We start from the raw sequence: 19,387 nt of genomic DNA on the forward strand, positions 1-19,387 counted from the left end.
CGGTGCAGACGCTTGCCAGCGCAGCCCGTGCGATCCGGGAGATGACTCCCGATCGCCGCTTCGGTCGGGTCGTCGCCGTGCGCGGCGCGCTGATCGAAGTCGAAGGGCTCGCCGGCGCGGCGCAGATCGGCAGCCGTATCGAGATCCAGTCGCCGAACGGCGTCGTCCAGGCCGAAGTGACCGCGCTCGACCGCGAAGTCGCGCTCTGCCTGCCCTTTGTCGATCCGCAGGGCGTCGGCCTGGGCGCGCGCGCCGATCTCGGCGCCGGCCAGTTCAGCGTCCGCCCCTCGCAAGCCTGGCTCGGCCGCATGGTCGACGGGCTCGGCCGCCCGGTCGACGGGCTCGGCCCGCTTCCCAACGGCGCCGATCCGCAGCCGATCAAGGCCCCGCCCCCCGCCGCCGCCAACCGCGCCCGCGTGGCCGAGCGGATCGAGACCGGCGTGCGCACGCTCGACATGTTCGTGCCGCTGTGCCGCGGCCAGCGCCTCGGCCTGTTCGCCGGTTCGGGCGTCGGCAAGTCGGTGCTGCTGTCGATGCTCGCGCGCTGGACCCAGTGCGACGTCGCGGTGATCGGCCTGATCGGCGAGCGCGGCCGCGAAGTGCAGGAATTCATCGAGGACGATCTGGGCCCTGAGGGCATGGCCCGCTCGGTCGTCGTCGTCGCGACTTCGGACGAGCCCGCGCTGATGCGCCGCCAGGCCGCCTGGACCACGCTCGCCGTCGCCGAGCATTTCCGCGATCAGGGCCTCAACGTGCTGTGCCTGATGGACTCGGTCACCCGCTTCGCGATGGCGCAGCGCGAGATCGGCCTTGCCAGTGGCGAGCCGCCGGCGACCAAGGGCTATACCCCCACCGTCTTCGCCGAGTTGCCCCGCCTGCTCGAGCGCGCCGGCCCCGGTGCACCGGGCAAGGGCATGATCACCGGCCTCTTCACCGTCCTCGTCGACGGCGACGACCATAACGAGCCGGTCGCCGACGCGGTGCGCGGCATCCTCGACGGCCATGTCGTGATGCGCCGCGCGATCGCCGAGCGCGGCCGCTATCCGGCGATCGACATCCTCAAATCGGTCTCGCGCACGCTGCCGCATTGCATGAACGATGCGCAGAACGAGACGCGCCTCGCCGCGCGCAAGCTGCTCTCCACCTATTCCGACATGGAAGAGATGGTGCGGCTTGGCGCGTACAAGGCCGGCTCCTCGCCCGAGGTCGACCGCGCAGTGGCGCTGGCGCCCGAGATCGAGAAGATGCTCAACCAGGGCAAGAACGACCAGGGCCATGCCGACGCCGCCTTTGCCGCGATGGCCGAGATCGTGTCGCTGGGGCTGGAGACGGCTGAATGACGCCGTTCGACACCGCCCTGCGCGTCCAGCGCCGCGAGGTCGATTCCGTCAAGGTGTCGATCAGCGAGACGATCACCACGATCACCACGATCACGCACCAGACCGAGGCGCACGAGATCCGCATGCGCGAGGAACGCGCGCTCGCCGCCACCGTGCCGATCGCCAGCGATGCCTGGACGCAGCGGATGAAGGCGGAGCGCGCGCGGCTCGATCACCAGGCGCAGCTCGCCCAGATCCGGCTCACCCATCTGCGCGGCAAGGCCGTCGAGGCCTATGGCACGATGCGCGCGATCGAAGGCGCCGCCGACCGCTTCAAGGACGAAGCCGAGCGCATCGCGGCGACCGCCGAGCAGGCGCAGATCGACGACATCGCCGCCGCCAAGCTGATCCGCGCGCGCAAGGCTGCGGAGCGCAACGCATGATCCCGCGCGCCTCCGACCTTGCCCAGCTGAGCCCGGCCAACCGCGCCAAGGTGATCTATTCCGCGGCGCAGAGCGAGCTGCAGAGCCGGTTGTGGCGCGCCGCGCTGGGCGACGGCGACAATGGCGACAAGAAGAACAACGGCCTGGGCCAGACCGGCCTGGCCGGGGATTCTCTGCTCGAGCTGCTGGGTGGCCGCATCAACGGGCAGGCCGGCGGCGTGCAGGGCTGCAATTGCGGCTGTGCCTGTGCCTGCCACCAGAAGAGCGCGGCACCGGCGAGCTTCGCCGATGACTGCATCGAGGAGCTGAAGGGCGCGATCGGCAGCGCCGCCGAGCAGAGCAGCCGCAAGATGGCCGCGACGATGAGCACCGGCGCGACCTTCTCCGCGGCAAGCGGCGCGGTGGTATCGGGCCTGTCGCTCGGCGCCAATACGCGCTTCGCCTCCGCCCTCACCCTGGCCGAGGCGCGTACCGGCATTCCCGCCACCGCGCTGGCCTCGATCGTCGATGCCGAGGCGGCCAAGACCTCCGACGGCAGCTGGAACACGATGTCGCGCAATCCCCGGTCGAGCGCCGCGGGGCTCGGCCAGTTCCTGAGCGGCACCTGGGAACAGCTCGCCGAGACCTCGGGCACCTGGCTCAACCAGGTCGCTTCCGAACGCGGCTGGCTCGACGGGCGCGGCAAGGTGCTCGCGGGCGCGCGCTCGGAGCTGCTGAGCCTGCGCTATGACGGCCAGGCATCGATCCTGGGCGTCGCCGATCTCGCCAAGCTGAACCTCACCCGGCTCGAGCAATCGGGCATCCGCGTGAACACCGATGCCGAGACGCTGGCCAAGTCGGCCTATCTCTCGCACCATCTCGGGCTGGGCGACGCCAGGAAGTTCCTGGCCGGCGGCATCGAGCCGGGCCGGGCCCGGATGCTGCTCGCCGCGCAGATCGGCGGCGGCGCGGCCGATCAACGAATCGCCGCGGCGGGCAATGCAACCCAGGCGCACCGCCAGTGGCTGCTCGGTTTTATCGACCGCAGAATTCGCCCCGAACAGTTCGCGGGCTAATTTTTTTATCCTATAATGTTTTCACGGCGGTACCCGATATGACGGAAACGCCGATAAAATAGCGAATTTTCCGCATTTTAACCACGTTCATCTCCCGACGGGGAAATGCACGACTGGTAGGACTACATATAGGAATTTAAGGGATCTGTTAAAGGATTAGAGACCATGTTGCACCTGTGAACGGCGGCCAGGGCTGCCTGACTACAGGGGATAGAACATGTCGAAGATCACGATCGCACTCGAAGCCGCAGTCGCTACAGTCATCGAGAACACGCCGAAGGACGCACCGCAAACCAATCGTCAGCGCGTCTATGTCGATCGTGCCTTCGCCCAGATCCTCAAGCTGATCGCCCCGCGCATCCGCCACTTCGTCCGCCAGTATGGCCTGACCGCGCACTGGGAAGACGCCGAGCAGTGCTGCGCGATCGCCGTCCACCGCGCGATCGAGGCCTATGATCCCGCCAAGGCGCAGTTCACCACCTTCGTGAACTGGCAGATCCGCGGCGAGCTGCAGAGCCTGCGTTTCCGCCTGATGACCGACCAGCGCCCCTCGGCGAAGAAGGTCGAGGCCACCACCGTTTCGCTTTCCGCCCTCGCCACTTCGCCCGACGGCGACGAGATCTCGCCCGAGGCGATGATCGAAGATGAATATGCGCTCGGCCGCACCGAAGCCGCCGCCTCCGACTATCTCGCCGAAGGCGCCGTCGGCCAGCTCATCGACGTCTATGTTGACCAGCTCCGCAAGGTCGGCGTCGAGGCGCTGCGCCGCCGTCCCCGCCCGAAGCGCGCCGAGGCCGCGCTGCGCCGCGCCGAGGGCCCGCGCCTGCGCACCGCCACCCACGGCATCGATCCGGCCGAGCTGGAGAAGCTCGAGGCCAAGCTGGCCCGCGACCGCGAGATCGTCGAGCGCCGCGTGTTCCAGACCGCCACGCTCGACGACCTCTCGCTCGACACCGGCGTGACCAAGGAGCGTGTCCGCCAGATCACCAAGCGCGCCGCCAAGGCGATCGCCGAGATCGCCGCCAAGGATCCGCGCTTCGCGGTGATGGCCGAATATGGCCAGCCGGGCGCGCCCAAGCGCCGCCAGCCGGCGCCGGCATTGCGCACCTCGCTGCTGCCCGACGCCAGCCTGCCGCACAACCGCCTGGCCAGCGTGCGCGCCGTCGATCCGGCGACGCTCAGCCCGGTCATCGCCGCCAACGCCGTCCAGTCGGCCGAGCGCGTCGAGGCGGTACAGCTGGCGGTTGCGCCGGCTCCGTCGAGCGCGTCGCTCCACTGATCGCATCGGACCGCCACCCCCGGCACTACCCATCCTGTAATGCTCTCAGGAGCATGGAGGAACCGATGCACAGCAATTTCGACTGGCGCGACGCCGGCGAGCCCCATGGGACGCTGCCGCGGCCCAACCACCGCCTGACCGCGCTCGCCCAGGACGTCGCCCGCCTGGCCCAGCCGCTGCTGCCCGCCGGCAGCGACCTGTTCCTGGGCCTGGAGGCAACCGCGGACGGCCAGATCCACCTGCTCTGGTGGCGCCAGCGCGACTTCAAGCGCGTCGCCACCATCTCGGCGACGCCCGATGCCTTCTGCCCGGAAGACACCGACGAAGGCGCGCTGCAGGAGGCGGCCGCGGCGCTGCTCGATTATCTTGCCGGCCGCTGGCCCAGCCCGCCCGAGGCGCTCGGCGTGGTGACCGATGGCGTGGGCGTGGCCTTCGCCCCCGATCATCCCGCCCCGTCGGCCGAAGGCTGGCTGCTCCGCCACGCCATCGGCGAGAGCACGCTGGCGATGATCCTGGATCTGGATCCGGCCGGGCCGTGCGGCCTGCTTTCAGGGTCGCAAGCGGAAGGAACGTTCCACTAACGGAATGTTGTTTACCTTGTATTATCCTTGAATTGCTTCAAGATACCCCGCCTAAGGAAAGGGTGGGGAATGGGAAGCGCGAACGGTAGGGGCAAGATGCGGTCAGGGACTGCAGGCGAACCCATGATCGATTTCAATCGTGCAATAGTATTTCCAAACCATGTCCGCGAGCAGCGGCAGCGGAATGGATTCTCGAAACTTCTTCGCCTTTCCGCAATTATCCCTGAGATACCTTATATTCGTCTTTCGAAGATCGAGCGGGGCGAGGTGGTGGCGCGGCCGGACGAGCTGCGCCGCATCGCCGCCGCGCTCGGCATCGCGCCGACCGACCTGCTGATCGACATCGACGCGCCGGGCTTCGACATCGCGGCCTGGGCCGAACCGTTCGGCGACGGGGCCGAGCTCGACCTGGTGGAAGAACGGTTCGCGGTGCTGCTCGGCGCTGCGGTGCGCGCGCGCCGCACGCTCGATCGCGAGCTGACCATTGCCGTGATCGAACGCGATTTCGGCCTGCCCCCGGTCAATCTCTCGCGCATCGAGAACGCCCAGAAGCATTTCGGCCGCTGGAACGCCGCGGTCCAGCAATCGCTCTACGCGCTGTTCGGCGTGGCCGGGGAAGCCGCGTTGCGCGAAGGCGTGGAGCAACGCCACGCCGCAGGCCAGCTCGACAGCTTCCTCGCCGGCATCGCCAATCCCGAGGCCCGGCACGCGCGCACGCGTGAGAAGATCGCCGAGCTCCGGGCGGCTCTCGAGGGCCAGGCGCCCGCACCGGCGCCCGCTGCCACGGCAATGCCGCTGCCCGCAGGCGGCCCGGTGGCGGCGCTCCATCTCGTGCCGGTCTATGGCGCGCCGCGCCCGAACGGGCTGATCGGCAACCAGCCGACCGGCGAGACCGTCGAGGCGCCGCACATCGCCGGCCCGCGTGCCTTCGGCCTCAAGGTCGGCCGCGCCACGCTGGGCGGCGGCCTGCCTGCCCAGGCCACCGTCGTCGCCGATCCGGATCGGCTGCCGGTACCTGGCGGCCTCGTCGCGCTGCGCGACGGCGAGGACTGGCGGCTGCTCTCGGTCGCCTCGGGCCGCGACGGGCGGATGATCGGCTACAGCGTCAATCCCGATCTGGAAGTGTCGCTCGACGATTGCGATCCGGCGAGCCTGGCCGCGATCATCTCCGCCGTCTTCCTCTGATCGCTGCGCCTTGCTAGGGCAGGCGCCCATGGGGATCATCGTCGCGATCGAGGGCGCCGACGGCGTCGGCAAGAACACCACTTCGCGCCTGCTCTGCGAGACGCTGCAGGCTGCGGGCAAGCGCGCGACCGTGATCGGCTTCCCGCGCTATGGCGAGACCGTGGCGGGAGTGACGATCGGCCGGTACCTGGCCGGCGACATGCCCGTGCCGGTGAGCCCGCACGCCGCCGCGACGCTCTATGCACTCGACCGGTTCGAGTGGCGCGACGCGATCCTCGCGGCCGTCGCGGCGCATGATGTGCTGATCTTCGATCGCTATGTCGCCTCGAACATGGCCTATCAGGGCGCGCGCGTGCCGCCGGAGGAGAGCCGGGCGCTGATGGAGTGGATCCTGGCGCTCGAGACCGGCCAGTTCGCGCTGCCCGCCCCTGCCCTGTCGATCTATCTCGACACGCCCTGGGATCTGGCGCGCACACTGATCCTGCAAAAGGCCGAGCGCAGCTATACCGCCAAGAGCTTCGACGAATATGAGGCGGACGTGGCGCTACAGCAGCGCGTCCGGGCCAACTACGAGTCGATCGTCGGTGCGAACCTGCTCGGACCCTGGCAGATCGTGCACGCCAGCGCCGAGGGCACGATGCGGGCGCCTGGCGATATCGTCGGCGATATCCTCGATCACATCGCGAAGCTGCCGGAATAGCACCGGAAAGGGACTGGCAGCGGCTTGACAGCCTACCCCGCGAGGCAGCATGGTAGCGCTATCAAAAACAGAGTTTGGGGCGAGAGGATCTTGAACGCGTCTCCGGCGGAAATGCTGCCTGTCGATTATTCCGAAGCGGTTCTGGTTGGCCGCGTCCTGACCGGCGCGGGCCCCAGCCCCGTGATCCTGCGCGGCGGACGCATCTACGACGTCTCGGCGACCGCTCCCACCGTTTCCGACCTGCTCGACCTTCCCGATCCGGCGAGCGCCGCAGGCACCGACATCGGCGCGGTGTCCGAAATTGGTAGCGATACCGGCCCCGTGCTGCTCGCGCCGATCGACCTGCAATGCGTCAAGGCCTGCGGCGTGACCTTCGCGCTCTCGGCGATCGAGCGGGTGATCGAGGAGCGCGCGCGCGGCGATGCCGACAAGGCATCCGAGATCCGCGGCGACCTGGAAGCCAAGGTGGGATCGGGCATCCGCTCGGTCGTCCCCGGCACGCCCGAGGCGGCGAACCTCAAGGCCGCGCTGATCGAGGCGGGCATGTGGTCGCAATATCTGGAAGTCGCGATCGGCCCGGATGCCGAGGTGTTCACCAAGGCGCCGGTGCTCTCCGCGGTAGGCACGGGTGCCGATATCGGCGTTCGATCGGACAGCGACTGGAACAACCCCGAGCCCGAAGTGGTGCTGATCGTCGACAAGACCGGTACGCCCAGGGGGGCGACGCTGGGCAACGACGTAAACCTGCGCGACTTCGAGGGGCGCAGCGCGCTGCTGCTCGGCAAGGCCAAGGACAACAACGCCTCGACCGCGCTGGGGCCGTTCATCCGCCTGTTCGACGCCAGCTTCACGATGGACGATGTCCGCCAGGCGCAGGTCGACCTGGTGATCGACGGGCCGGAAGGCTACCGGCTCGAGGGCGCCAACAAGATGAGCCAGATCAGCCGCGATCCCACCGACCTGGTCCGCCAGGCGCTGAGCGAACACCAGTATCCCGACGGCTTCGCGCTGTTCCTGGGCACGCTGTTCGCCCCGATCCAGGACCGCGACCATCCCGGCCGCGGCTTCACCCACAAGGACGGCGACGTGGTGCGCATCTCGAGCCCCAGGCTCGGCAGCCTCGTCAACCGCGTCACCACCTCCAAGGCCGCTGCGCCCTGGACCTTCGGCATCCGCGAACTGATGCGCAACCTGGCGGGCCGCGGCCTGCTATGAGCGCGCTGCCCGGACACCCAACACGCTTTTCCAAGGTATTCTTTTCTCATGTCGGAAGCTGATCCCATGACCGTGACCAACAGCCGCGATCAGCGCGCCGCCTATCCCAGCCTGAAGGGCAAGCGGGTGCTGATCACCGGCGGCGGATCGGGCATCGGCGCCGGGCTGGTCGAAGGCTTTGTCCGCCAGGGTGCCGACGTGACCTTCTTCGACATCGCCGAGGCGGATTCCAGGGCGCTGGTGGAGAGCCTGTCGGGCGAACCGCAGCCGCCCGTGTTCGAGCCGTGCGACCTGACCGACGTGGCCGGCGCCCAGGCCAAGATCGCGCGATTGATCGAGGATTTCGGCGCCTTCGACGTGCTGATCAACAACGCCGCCAATGACGACCGCCACAGCATCGAGGAAGTGACGGAAGCCTATTGGGAAAACCGGATCAACGTGAACCTGAAGCACCTGTTCTTCTGCGCCCAGGCGGTGATCCCGGGGATGAAGGCCAAGGGCGCCGGCGTGATCATCAACATGGGCTCGATCTCGTGGCACCTCGCGCTGGAGGGGCTGATCCTCTACCAGACCGCCAAGGCCGGGATCGAGGGGCTGACCCGCAGCATGGCGCGCGACCTGGGGCCGGACAATATCCGCTCGGTCTGCATCGTGCCGGGCAATGTGAAGACCCCGCGCCAGATGAAATGGTACACGCCCGAGGGCGAGGCCGAGATCGTCAACGCCCAGTGCCTGAAGGGCCGGCTGGTACCCGAGGACATCGCCGCGATGGCGCTGTTCCTCGCCTCCGACGATGCCCGGCTGGTGACCGGCCACGAGTATTTCGTCGACGCGGGCTGGCGCTGAGCCATGGGCGTGGTGACGTCGGCGCCAGAGAGCGTCTGGTCGCTCGCCGCGCCCCTGCTCGAAGGACCCGTCTGGGTGGCGCGCGACGCCGCGCTGTGGTTCGTCGACATCAAGGGCCACAAGGTCCATCGCTACGACCCTGCGAACGGTGACAAGCGCAGCTGGGACGCCCCGGCGCAGGTGGGCTTCGTGCTGCCTGCCGAGAGCGGCGGGTTCGTCGCCGGGCTGCAGACCGGGCTCGCCCGCTTCAACCCCGTGGACGGCAGCTTCACCCCGCTGGTCGACCCCGAGCCGCACCTGCCGGGCAACCGGCTGAACGACGCCACCGTCGATCCGCAGGGCCGGCTGTGGCTGGGCACGATGGACGACAGCGAGGCGGCGGACAGCGGAGCGATCTACCGGCTGGCGGCGGACGGCACCTGCCTGGCGTCGAGCCCGCCCTGCTCGATCACCAACGGCCCCGCGGTGAGCCCCGACGGCAGGACGCTCTACCATATCGACACGCTGGGCGGGGTGATCTTCGCCTGCGACCTGGGCGCCGATGGCAACCTGACCAACCGGCGGGAATTCGCCCGCATTTCCAATGAGGAAGGCTATCCCGACGGGCCGACGGTGGATGCCGAGGGCTGCCTGTGGGTGGGCCTCTACAAGGGATCGGCGGTGCGGCGCTATTCGCCGGCGGGCGAACTGCTGGAAGTCGTCGCCTTCCAGGTGGATGCCATCACCAAGATCGCCTTTGGCGGGCCCGACCTGAAGACCGTGTTCGCTACCACCGCCAACAAGCATCTGAGCCCCGAGGAAAAGGCCGCAAACCCCCGCGCGGGCGACCTTTTCTCCTTCACCGTCTCGGTGCCGGGGGTGGCGGGTACGCTGATCCGCGAAGGCGCCTGAGCGGACACTTAAGGTTGCGAAGGTTGCGCGGGTCAGGGCCTCCTCCAGTCGGAATAGTCAATTTAATTGACTATCAAGTTTTTGGACTGTAAACGGGCTTTCATGTCCGACGATGCCCCCTCGCCCCTGCTCCAGGTCGCCATGCCGGCGCTGCTGCGGCACGCGCGGCACACCTATGGCGCGGCGATGCGGGCGGCGCTGGCCGAGCGTGGCTATGACGACATTCCCGGCAACGGGCTCTACGTGATCGGCGCGCTGGCGCTGGGCGAGGCACCGCTATCGCAAATCATTCGCGAGCTGCGCGTCTCCAAACAGGCGGCCGGACAGCTGGTCGATGCGCTGGTGCTGCGCGGCTATCTCGACCGGCAGATCGATCCCGAGGACCGCCGCCGGCTGACCGTGACGCTGACCGAGCGCGGGCGCGCCGCTGCCGACACCCAGATCGCCGCGCGCGAAGCAATCGACGCGACGCTTGCAGAACGACTGGACGCCGAAAAGTTGCACCATGCCCGCGAAGTGCTCGCCACGCTGATCGAGATCGGCCGCGAAGCCGACACCGGCTGAAGACAGATCTGCAGCGCATTATCCTCCCCCGCCAGGGGGAGGATTGCCTGAACATCGACCCCTTCCGCTCCCTTCCACTCCCTCCCCCGCCCCTCCCGCACGAAAGACACGCCGACATGCGCTTGTCGACGAAGCATCACGCACATCTGCGCGAGGCGCTCCGCTGGACGCCGACCGAAAGGCTGACTCCGCGCACCCTGGCGATCGCGTTGTTCGCGATGGGGGTGCCGGTGCTGACCGGCTTCGCGCTGGGCCGGCCGGGCATGGGACTGGTGATCGGGCTGGGATCGATGCTGCTCTCTGCCGAAGTGCCCGGACAACAGGCCGAGGGCGGGCATGGCTGGGGCGCGGCGATCGTGCCGGCGCTCCTCGCCGTGCCGGTGGCGATGCTGCTGAGCCGCGCGCCCTGGGGCGATGCGGCGATGGTGGTGCTGAGCGTGGCGGCGGCGACCGGCGTCAACTGGAGCCGGCCGGCGGCGGGCGGCGCGATACGCTTCATCGTCTTCCTGATCCTCAACCTGGGGCTGGCGGCATCGGGAAGCGGCGGCGCGCATCGCGGCGGCGCGGCGCTGCTGTTCGGGATCGGCGCGCTGTGGCGGGCAGTGCTGCGCCGGTTGTTCGGCAGGCGCCACGCCCCTGCCCCCGCGCCCGCCATTGAGACACCGCCTGCCCGGGTCGTCACCTTCGACCAGCGCAGGCACCACTTTCGGCGCACAATGCGTACGCTCCAGGGCTGGCAATATCCGATCCGGCTCGGCTTCGGGCTGACCGCCGCGCTGCTGCTGCGCGACCTGTGGCCCGAGCGGCATTTCGGCTGGATCGTGCTGACCATCGCGCTGCTCACTCCGCGCACGATCGAGCATCTGCCGGTGCAGATCACCCAGCGCGTGGCGGGCACGCTGGCCGGCGTGGCACTGGCCAGACTGATCCTGCTGCTGGCGCCCGGACAGGTCGCGCTGGCGGCGACGGTGGTGCTGCTCGGCGTCGCCGCACCGCTCGCCCGCGCCGGCAATTATGCGGTCTATTGCCTGCTCTCTACCCCGGTGATCCTGCTGGCGATGGACGCGGGCAGCGAAGGCCGCGCCGGACTGCTCGAAGACCGGCTGATCGCGACGATCGGCGGCGCGGCGGTGATCCTGCTGGCCAATTGGGCGATGGACCGGTGGCTGGCGCGCGGGGCTGAACAATAACCGTCATCCCGGCGAAAGCCGGGACCTCGTGCGACTCTTTTCCCGCCATCGCCTGAGATCCCGGCTTTCGCCGGGATGACGGTTACGCGGCCGGCGCCAGCATCGTGACGTGGATATCCGCGCGCCAGCGATAGCCGAGGCGCTCATAGAGGCCGATCGCGCCTGCATTGTCGGCATAGGCGTGGAGGAAGGGCACTTCCCCGCTTTCCACGATGCGTGCGGCGACTTCGCGCATCAGCCTGCCGGCAAGGCCGAGCCCGCGGAAATCGGGATGGGTGCAGACGCCGCTCACTTCGGTGAAGCCGTGCGTCCGCATCCGCTCGCCGGCCATGGCGATCAGCTTCCCCTCGCGGCGGATGCCGATGAAGCGGCCGAGCCGGTGGGTGCGGGCGAAGAAGGGACCGGGCTCGGTCAGCGTGGCGAGCGCGAGCATCTCGGGCGCATCGGCGTCGGTGAGGTCGTGGAAAGCGAAGTCCGGATCGGCGGCGAGTGGCGCCTCGGCGAGCATCTGGACGCCCATCCGGTGCTTCTGGACGATCGTGTTCGGCACCGGCGGGAGGGGGTCCTTCTCGAGGACAATCGCAGGGCCGGTTTTGGCGATGAGCGCACCGAGCGCGGCGAGCGGCTCGTAGCTGTGGTTCACCGCGGTGGCGAAGATGGCATAATCGGACTCGTAACGCTGGGCGAGGCCGTTGCTACGGGCGATGTGCTTCTGGCTGGTGCAGAGCGCGGCCCAGGCCGGATTGTCGAGCGGATGCATGGGGGTGTTTTGCTCCGCTCTTTCCCTGCAATCAAACTCCGTCATCCCGGCTTTCGTCGGGATGACGACTGGGGCGCACACCCCCTCCCGCATCTAGTGATTGTGCCTTGGCACCTTCTCGCTCGTGCGGCGGTACTTCAGCGCGAAATCGAGGACGCCGCCCTCGCCGAGCTGGCCGACCTTTTCGCGGTAGAGCTCTTCCCAGGGGGTGTTGCTCGCCGGGATCGGCGGGGCGGGCTCGGCCTTGCGGCGGGCGATCTCGTCCGCCTCCACCAGCGCGTCGCAGGTGCCGGCATTGAGGTCGATGCGGATGGTGTCGCCGGTGCGCAGCCAGGCGAGCCCGCCGCCTGCCGCGCTCTCAGGCGAGGCGTTGAGGATCGAGGGGCTGTCCGAGGTGCCCGACTGGCGGCCGTCGCCCAGGGTCGGCAGGCTCATGATGCCCTGCTGGATCAAGTGATCGGGCGGCTGCATGTTGACCACCTCGGCCGAGCCGGGCCAGCCGATCGGGCCCGAGCCGCGGATCACCAGGATGCAATTGGAGTCGATGTTCAGCGCCGGATCGTTGATGTTGTGGTGATAATCGTCCGAGCCGTCGAACACGATCGCGCGGCCCTCGAACACGCCCTCGGCGCCGGGGCGCGAGAGATAGCGGGCGCGGAAATCCTCGCCGATCACGCTGGTCTTCATGATCGCCATGTCGAAGAGGTTGCCCGAGAGGACGAGGAAGCCGGCCTTCTGCTTGAGCGGCTTGTCCCAGTCGAAGATCACCTCGCGGTCGCTGACATGGCTATCGGCGATGTTCTCGGCGAGCGTCTTGCCGGTGCAGGTCATCACGCCGCCGTCGAGCGCGCCATTGGCAAGCATCTCGGTGAGCACGGCGGGGATGCCGCCGGCGCGGTGGAAGCGCTCGGAGAGGAATTGGCCGGCGGGCTGCATGTTGACCACCAGCGGCAGGTCGTAGCCCGTGCGCCAGTCGTCGGGGGTGATCTCGATGCCGGCGTGGCGGGCCATCGCGTCGAGATGCGGCTGGGCGTTGGTCGAGCCGCCGATCGCGGTGAGCAGCTTGATCGCGTTGAGGAAGCTGGCGCGCGTCAGGATGTTCGAGGGGCGCAGGTCCTCATAGGCCATTTCGACGATGCGCTTGCCCGTCTCATAGGCCATCTGGCCGCGCTCGCGATAGGGCGCCGGGATCATCGCGCAGCCGGGGAGCGACATGCCCAGGCCCTCGGCGATGCTGTTCATCGTCGAGGCGGTGCCCATCGTGTTGCAATGGCCCGAGGAGGGCGCGCTTTCCATCGCGCGCTTGAGGAACTCGGCCTCGTCGATCTCGCCGGCCGCCATCTTGCGGCGCGAGCGCCAGATCACGGTGCCCGAGCCGACCAGCTCGCCTTCGTGCCAGCCATCGAGCATCGGGCCGCCCGACAGGACGATCGCCGGGATATCGACAGTGGAGGCGGCCATCAGCGAGCTGGGCGTGGTCTTGTCGCAGCCGGTGGTGAGGATCACCGCGTCGATCGGATAGCCGTTGAGGATCTCGACCAGGCCGAGATAGGCGAGGTTGCGATCGAGCGCCGCGGTCGGACGGCGGCAATTCTCGAAGATCGGGTGGAGCGGGAATTCCATCGGCACGCCGCCCGCCGCGAGGATGCCGGCGCGGGCGCGCTTGACCGTCTCGAGATGGATGCGGTTGCACGGGGCGATGTCGCTGCCGGACTGCGCAATGCCGATGATCGGCTTGCCCGACGTCAGCTCCTCGGGCGTGATGCCGTAGTTCATGAAGCGCTCGAGATAGAGCGCCGCCATGTCGGCGCGGCCGGGCGCGGCGAACCATTCGCGCGAGCGGAACGGACGGACGGGGGTGCGGGTAGTCATAACATGCTCCAAAAAACTCCTCCCCGGCACGGGGAGGGGGACCATGCGAAGCATGGTGGAGGGGGCCCCGCCCTCCACCAACAAAAGAGCCTGAGGAGAGCGGGCCCCCTCCACCACGCCCTTCGGGCGCGGTCCCCCTCCCCGTTCCGGGGAGGAATTTTACCCCTCCATCGCCTCCAGTTCCTTGCCCTTGGTCTCGTGGATGAACTTCTGGACCAGGAAGAAGCTGATCACCGCGCAGACGCCGTAGAAGGTGTAGCTGACGGTGAGGCCGAGATTGGCGGCCATGCTCGGGAAGGTGAGGCTGATCGCGAAGTTCGCCGCCCATTGCGCGAGGCCGCACACCGCCAGCGCCGAGCCGCGGATCTGGTTGGGGAACATCTCGCCGAGCATCACCCACATCACCGGGCCCCAGCTGAGGTTGAAGAAGATCACATAGGCGTTCGCCGCGTAGAAGGCGTAGGTGCCCATGTCCTTCGACAGCGTCAGCTTGTGGGCCGCATCGAGGCTGCCGGTGCTGAAGGTGAAGACCATCGCGAACAGCGCGACCGCCATGCCGGCCGAGCCGATCAGCAGCAGCGGCTTGCGGCCGATGCGGTCGATCGTGAGGATGGTGAAGATGCAGGCGCCGATCGAGACCGCGCCCGAGACGATGTTGTTGCGCAGCGCGTCCGCCTCGCTGAAGCCGGCGAGCTGCCACAGCGTGGCACCGTAATAGAAGATCACGTTGATGCCGACGAGCTGCTGGAACACCGCGAGCAGCAGGCCCGCCCACAGCACCGGGCGCAGGCCGCCCTTCACCGGATCGATCAGGTCCGACAGGCGCGGACGATGATCGGCGCTGAGCGAGGCGCGGATCTCGGCGACCTTGGCCTGGGCGGCGGTGGCGCCGAACAGGCTGGTGAGCACCTGCAGCGCCTTTTCGGAATTGCCCTTGAGCACCAGATAGCGCGGGCTTTCGGGGATCGAGAAGAGCGCGAGCAAATAGATGGTCGCCGGGATCACCTGGACCCACAGCATCCAGCGCCAGGCCGGATGGCCCCAGATCTCGGCAGTCGAAGTGCCGGCTGCCTGCTGGAAATAATAGTTGGAGACGAATGCACCGGTGAGGCCGGTGATGATCATGATCTGCTGGACGCTCGACATGCGGCCGCGAATGCCCGCCGGAGTCATCTCGCTGATATAGACCGGCGCAGTGACGCTGGCCGCGCCGACGCCGAGGCCGCCCACGAAGCGCGCGAGGATGAAGATCAGCGGCGACGGGGCACCGCCCGAGGCGAGCGCGCTGCAGATGAACAGGACCGCGGCGAGCATCATCACGTTGCGGCGGCCGATCATGTCGGCCAGGCGGCCCGCGCCGAACGCGCCCGCGGCACACCCGATCAGCAGCGCGCCGGTGAGCAGGCCCTCGCCCAGCGTGCCGACGCCGAAGGTCTCGGCGAGGCCCTTGTGCGTGCCGTTGATGACACCGCTGTCGAACCCGAACATGAAGCCGCCGATCGTCGCCACCGCGACTACGGCGATGACGAGGGCGATATTCACCCTCTCAGCCGATTGAGTCATTCTATTCGTCCCCTCCATCGCGGCCCCGTTCGGGCGGCATTGTTAGCGGTAACGGTGGCTCGTTCCGAAGGGAAAAGCAAGCCCTTGGGATGCCGACTCCGCGCCGCATCGGCGATGCTGGACCTGTTTGGGTGGAGGGCCAAGCCCCTGCCGGTCCCCCTCCCTGCCGGGAGGGGAATTTCAGCGTCGGAGCGCCTTGCCCGTCGCCGCCGGCTTGGGCGCGCCTGCCTTGGGCGGCGGGCCGGAGGATTCGCGCAGGATCAGCTCGTGATCGAGCACCTGCTCCTCGAGCTTGTCGGTGGTGCCGGCGCGGTGGGCGCGCAGGCGGGCGAGCATCAGCGTGAGCGCGCTTTCGGCCATCGCCGCGATCGGCTGGCGGACGGTGGTGAGCTCGGGCCACATGGTGGTGGCGAGCGCCGTGTCGTCGAAGCCGACGATGCTGATGTCCTGCGGCACGTGCAGCCCGCGGCGATGCGCAACGCCGACGGCGGCGGCGGCCATGTCGTCGTTCGAGGCGAAGATCGCAGTGGGCGGATCCTTGCGATCGAGCAGCCGCTCGGCCGCGACGATGCCCGAGCGGAAAGTGAAATAGCCCTGCTCGACCGGCATCGCCTTCACGTCGAGCCCGGCATCCTCGACTGCCTTGAGGAAGCCGCGATGGCGCTCGGCCGAGGAGGTCTGGTTCGGGTTGCCGCGGATGAAGCCGATGTTGCGGTGGCCGAGATCGATCAGATGCCTGGTCATCGCGGCGGCGGCGCCGCAATCGTCGATGCGGACGTTGAGGCTGCGCTCGGGCGGCAGGCCCATCGCGACCGAGACCCAGGGGATGCCGGCGGTCTCGAGCTCGGCGCGGACCGGCGCGGCTTCGGAGAGCGGCGGCGGCAGGATCACGCCTTCCACGCTGGTGGCGGCGAACTGGCGGGTCGCCTCGGCCTGCTCGTCCGCACGCTCGCCTTCACAGGCTTCGAGGACGAGATGGCAGCCGGCACGGCGGGCGGCGGCGAGCGCGCCGATCAGGAATTGCGAGAGATAGGCGGCCGACGGGTTCGAATAGAGCAGGCCGATCTGGGTGGCCTCCCCTGCCGCAAGACTGCGCGCCGCGCTGTTGGGCGAGTAATTGAGCTTGTCGATCGCTTCGAGGACGGCCTGGCGGGTGGTCTCCCGGACATTGGATCCGCCATTGACCACGCGAGAAACCGTCATCGCGGAAACGCCGGCGGCGCGTGCGACATCCTGTACGGTGACCGTGCCACGGCTTCTACGGCTGGGTCTGCTCATCGTTTCGGGGATATGCCGCAGTTACGGTAAATGCAATCGGCATGGAAACGGTTCGAATGTGGCGGTTGACCCTTCCGAATTTACATTGGTAGTGATAGCGCTACCATAACGCAGACAAGAGCGGCGATCGAACGCCGCACAGCATAGAGACAGAGGGAGAGGAACGTGCGCCATTTCCGCCGCATCGCCGCGCTTGCCATCGCCGCCACCGCGCTGACTCCGGTCCTCGCCGTTCCGGCGCAGGCCCAGACCGTCAAGGCCGACAAGCCGCTCTACAAGGACGCCAGCCAGCCGGTCGACGCGCGCGTCGAGGACCTGATCGGGCGGATGACGCTGGACGAGAAGATCGCCCAGCTGGTGGCGATCTGGCTGAAGAAGGGCGACATCCAGACCCCCACGGGCGATTTCGATCCGGTGAAGGCGAGCCAGGCCTTCCCCAACGGGCTGGGCATGATCTCGCGCCCGTCGGACCGCAAGGGCGTTACCGCCGGCACCGGCAATGCCGGCGCCGACCTGAGCGCCAACCGCAACGCCGTCGACACCGCGACCTATATCAACGCCGCGCAGAAATGGGCGCTGGAGAAGACCCGGCTCGGCATCCCGATGATCATGCACGAGGAGGCGCTGCACGGGCTGGTGGCGCCGGGCGCGACGAGCTTCCCGCAATCGATCGCGCTCGCATCGAGCTGGGACCCCGCGCTGCTGGAGAAGGTGTTCGGCGTCGCCGCCGCCGAGGCGCGGGCGCGCGGCGCCAACCTGGTGCTGGCGCCGGTGGTGGACGTGGCGCGCGATCCGCGCTGGGGCCGCATCGAGGAGACCTATGGCGAGGATCCCTATCTCGTCTCCGAGATGGGGCTGGCGGCGATCCGCGGCTTCCAGGGCACCACCCTGCCCCTGGCCAAGGACAAGGTGTTCGTCACGCTGAAGCACATGACCGGACACGGCCAGCCCGACAACGGCACCAATATCGGCCCCGCCTCGCTCGGCGAGCGCACGCTGCGCGAGGACTTCTTCCCGCCGTTCGAAAAGGCGGTGACGCAGCTGCCGGTGCGTGCGGTGATGGCGAGCTATAACGAGATCGACGGCATCCCGAGCCATGCCAATAAATGGCTGCTGCACGACGTGCTGCGCGGCGAATGGGGCTTCAAGGGTGCGGTGGTGAGCGACTATTTCGCGATCCGCGAGCTCGTGACGCGCCACCACATGTTCAAGGACGCCAAGGGCGCCGGCGCGCGCGCGATCGATGCCGGTGTCGATGTCGAGACTCCGGACGGCGAAGGATTCAATTTCCTCAGGGAGCTGGTCCGCGAAGGCAAGGTCAGCCAGGGCCAGATCGACAATGCGGTGCGCCGCGTGCTCGAGATGAAGTTCGAAGGCGGGCTGTTCGAGAATCCCTATGCCGATGTGAAGACCGCGGCAAAGAAGACCAACACGCCCGAAGCGATCGCGCTGGCACGCCAGGCGGCGCGCGAGAGCGTGGTGCTGCTCAAGAACGCGAACGGCCTGCTGCCGCTCGACGCGGCCGGCATCAAGCGGATGGCGGTGATCGGCACGCATGCGAAGGACACGCCGATCGGCGGCTATTCGGACGTGCCGAACCATGTCGTCTCGGTGCTCGAGGCGATGCAGGCCGAAGGCAAGGGCAAGTTCCAGGTCGACTATTCGGAAGGCGTGCGGCTGACCGAAGGGCGCGTATGGGCGCAGGACAAGGTGACGCTCACCGATGCGGCGACCAACGACAAGCTGCGCGCCGACGCAGTGGCGGCGGCGAAGGACGCAGACGTCGTGGTGATGGTGCTGGGCGGCAACGAGGCACTGAGCCGCGAGGCTTGGGCCGACGACCATCTGGGCGACAGCGACAATCTCGACCTGCCCGGGCCGCAGGACCAGCTGGCCAGGGAGATATTCGCGCTTGGCAAGCCGGTGGTGGTGATCCTGCTCAACGGCCGGCCCTATGCGGTCAACTATCTGGCCGACAAGGCGCCGGCGCTGATCGAGGGTTGGTATCTGGGCGAGCAGACCGGCAACGCGCTGGCCGATGTGGTGTTCGGCCGGTTCAACCCGGGCGGCAAGCTGCCCGTGTCGATCGCGCGCAATGTCGGCCAGCTGCCGATCTACTACAACAAGAAGCCCTCGGCGCGGCGCGGCTATCTGTTCGGCGACACCAGCCCGCTCTACCCGTTCGGCTATGGGCTTTCCTACACCAGCTTCGAGGTGAGCAAGCCGGTGCTGGGATCGGCGACGATCGGCGTGGCGGACAAGGTGACGGTGAAGGTCGATGTGACCAACACCGGCAAGCGCGCGGGCGACGAAGTGGTCCAGCTCTATGTGCGCGACGACGAGGCGAGCGTGACGCGGCCGCTGATCGAGCTGAAGCGCTTCGAGCGGGTGACGCTGCAGCCGGGCGAGAAGAAAACGGTATCGTTCGAGCTGACCCCGGCGGACCTGTCGCTGTGGAACGTCGAGATGAAGCGGGTGGTGGAGCCGGGGACGTTCACGATCTCGGCCGGGCCGAACTCGGTGGCGCTGAAGAGCACGACGCTGACGGTGGAGTGAATAACTCCTCCCCGGAACGGGGAGGGGGACCAAGACGCGCAGCGGCTTGGTGGAGGGGGCCCGCTCTCCTCAAACGACAAGATTGGTGGA

The 19,387-nt window shown here is 68.2% G+C and carries 17 protein-coding genes; 13 read left to right on the forward strand and 4 right to left on the reverse strand.

Going from position 1 to position 19,387, the window contains the following annotated elements; translation table 11 throughout:
* The first annotated feature begins 2 nt into the window (after window positions 1-2).
* The 12 genes from fliI (at window position 3) to P6144_RS10405 (ending at window position 11,268) form a co-directional block, all read left to right on the forward strand.
* Window positions 3-1,340, forward strand: a complete 1,338-nt coding sequence (gene fliI, locus P6144_RS10350) for a flagellar protein export ATPase FliI (protein ID WP_277767676.1) — start codon at window positions 3-5, stop codon at window positions 1,338-1,340.
* A complete protein-coding gene (locus tag P6144_RS10355) occupies window positions 1,337-1,762 on the forward strand; it encodes a hypothetical protein (protein WP_277767677.1) in 426 nt (141 codons plus the stop codon). The genes fliI and P6144_RS10355 overlap by 4 nt, the downstream gene beginning before the upstream one ends.
* Window positions 1,759-2,817: a peptidoglycan-binding protein gene (locus P6144_RS10360; protein WP_277767678.1), complete on the forward strand. Its 1,059-nt coding sequence runs from the start codon at window positions 1,759-1,761 to the stop codon at window positions 2,815-2,817. The genes P6144_RS10355 and P6144_RS10360 overlap by 4 nt, the downstream gene beginning before the upstream one ends.
* Before the next feature lie 217 nt (window positions 2,818-3,034).
* Complete coding sequence (locus P6144_RS10365; protein WP_277767679.1) at window positions 3,035-4,096, forward strand: sigma factor-like helix-turn-helix DNA-binding protein; 1,062 nt, start codon at window positions 3,035-3,037, stop codon at window positions 4,094-4,096.
* Between the two features lie 65 nt (window positions 4,097-4,161).
* Entirely contained in the window at window positions 4,162-4,677 is a 516-nt protein-coding gene (locus P6144_RS10370; RefSeq protein WP_277767680.1) for a hypothetical protein, read from the forward strand.
* A gap of 270 nt (window positions 4,678-4,947) precedes the next feature.
* Entirely contained in the window at window positions 4,948-5,862 is a 915-nt protein-coding gene (locus tag P6144_RS10375; RefSeq protein ID WP_277767681.1) for an XRE family transcriptional regulator, read from the forward strand.
* A gap of 28 nt (window positions 5,863-5,890) precedes the next feature.
* The gene (locus P6144_RS10380) at window positions 5,891-6,562 is read left to right on the forward strand and encodes a thymidylate kinase (protein ID WP_277767682.1); all 672 of its coding nucleotides are present in this window, start codon (window positions 5,891-5,893) and stop codon (window positions 6,560-6,562) included.
* Between the two features lie 111 nt (window positions 6,563-6,673).
* Complete coding sequence (locus P6144_RS10385; RefSeq protein ID WP_277767683.1) at window positions 6,674-7,777, forward strand: fumarylacetoacetate hydrolase family protein; 1,104 nt, start codon at window positions 6,674-6,676, stop codon at window positions 7,775-7,777.
* Between the two features lie 66 nt (window positions 7,778-7,843).
* Window positions 7,844-8,623, forward strand: a complete 780-nt coding sequence (locus P6144_RS10390; RefSeq protein ID WP_277767684.1) for an SDR family oxidoreductase — start codon at window positions 7,844-7,846, stop codon at window positions 8,621-8,623.
* 3 nt (window positions 8,624-8,626) lie between these two features.
* A complete protein-coding gene (locus P6144_RS10395) occupies window positions 8,627-9,514 on the forward strand; it encodes an SMP-30/gluconolactonase/LRE family protein (RefSeq protein ID WP_277767685.1) in 888 nt (295 codons plus the stop codon).
* A gap of 102 nt (window positions 9,515-9,616) precedes the next feature.
* A complete protein-coding gene (locus P6144_RS10400; RefSeq protein ID WP_277767686.1) occupies window positions 9,617-10,078 on the forward strand; it encodes a MarR family transcriptional regulator in 462 nt (153 codons plus the stop codon).
* Window positions 10,079-10,194: 116 nt separating this feature from the next.
* Window positions 10,195-11,268 carry an FUSC family protein gene (locus tag P6144_RS10405; RefSeq protein ID WP_277767687.1) on the forward strand — a complete coding sequence of 358 codons (1,074 nt, stop codon included), beginning with the start codon at window positions 10,195-10,197 and terminating at the stop codon, window positions 11,266-11,268.
* An 82-nt stretch (window positions 11,269-11,350) separates the two neighbouring features.
* Here the strand turns inward: P6144_RS10405 and P6144_RS10410 are convergent, their stop codons facing one another.
* The 4 genes from P6144_RS10410 to P6144_RS10425 all read right to left on the reverse strand — a co-directional run bounded on the left by P6144_RS10410 (window position 11,351) and on the right by P6144_RS10425 (window position 16,741).
* Complete coding sequence (locus P6144_RS10410; RefSeq protein WP_277767688.1) at window positions 11,351-12,028, reverse strand: GNAT family N-acetyltransferase; 678 nt, start codon at window positions 12,026-12,028, stop codon at window positions 11,351-11,353.
* Window positions 12,029-12,121: 93 nt separating this feature from the next.
* Window positions 12,122-13,900 carry an IlvD/Edd family dehydratase gene (locus tag P6144_RS10415; RefSeq protein ID WP_277767689.1) on the reverse strand — a complete coding sequence of 593 codons (1,779 nt, stop codon included), beginning with the start codon at window positions 13,898-13,900 and terminating at the stop codon, window positions 12,122-12,124.
* 159 nt (window positions 13,901-14,059) lie between these two features.
* Window positions 14,060-15,463 (reverse strand): sugar porter family MFS transporter, encoded by a 1,404-nt coding sequence (locus tag P6144_RS10420; RefSeq protein WP_277767690.1) that lies wholly within the window; start codon window positions 15,461-15,463, stop codon window positions 14,060-14,062.
* A 180-nt stretch (window positions 15,464-15,643) separates the two neighbouring features.
* Window positions 15,644-16,741 carry a LacI family DNA-binding transcriptional regulator gene (locus tag P6144_RS10425; protein ID WP_277767691.1) on the reverse strand — a complete coding sequence of 366 codons (1,098 nt, stop codon included), beginning with the start codon at window positions 16,739-16,741 and terminating at the stop codon, window positions 15,644-15,646.
* 165 nt (window positions 16,742-16,906) lie between these two features.
* On the opposite strand from P6144_RS10425, the gene P6144_RS10430 reads away from it, so the two are divergent.
* On the forward strand, window positions 16,907-19,297 hold the full coding sequence (locus P6144_RS10430) for a glycoside hydrolase family 3 N-terminal domain-containing protein (protein ID WP_277767692.1): 2,391 nt from the start codon (window positions 16,907-16,909) through the stop codon (window positions 19,295-19,297).
* The last annotated feature ends 90 nt before the right edge of the window (window positions 19,298-19,387 follow it).

It is taken from the genome of Sphingomonas sp. HITSZ_GF, from assembly GCF_029543155.1.
GTDB lineage: Bacteria > Pseudomonadota > Alphaproteobacteria > Sphingomonadales > Sphingomonadaceae > Sphingomonas.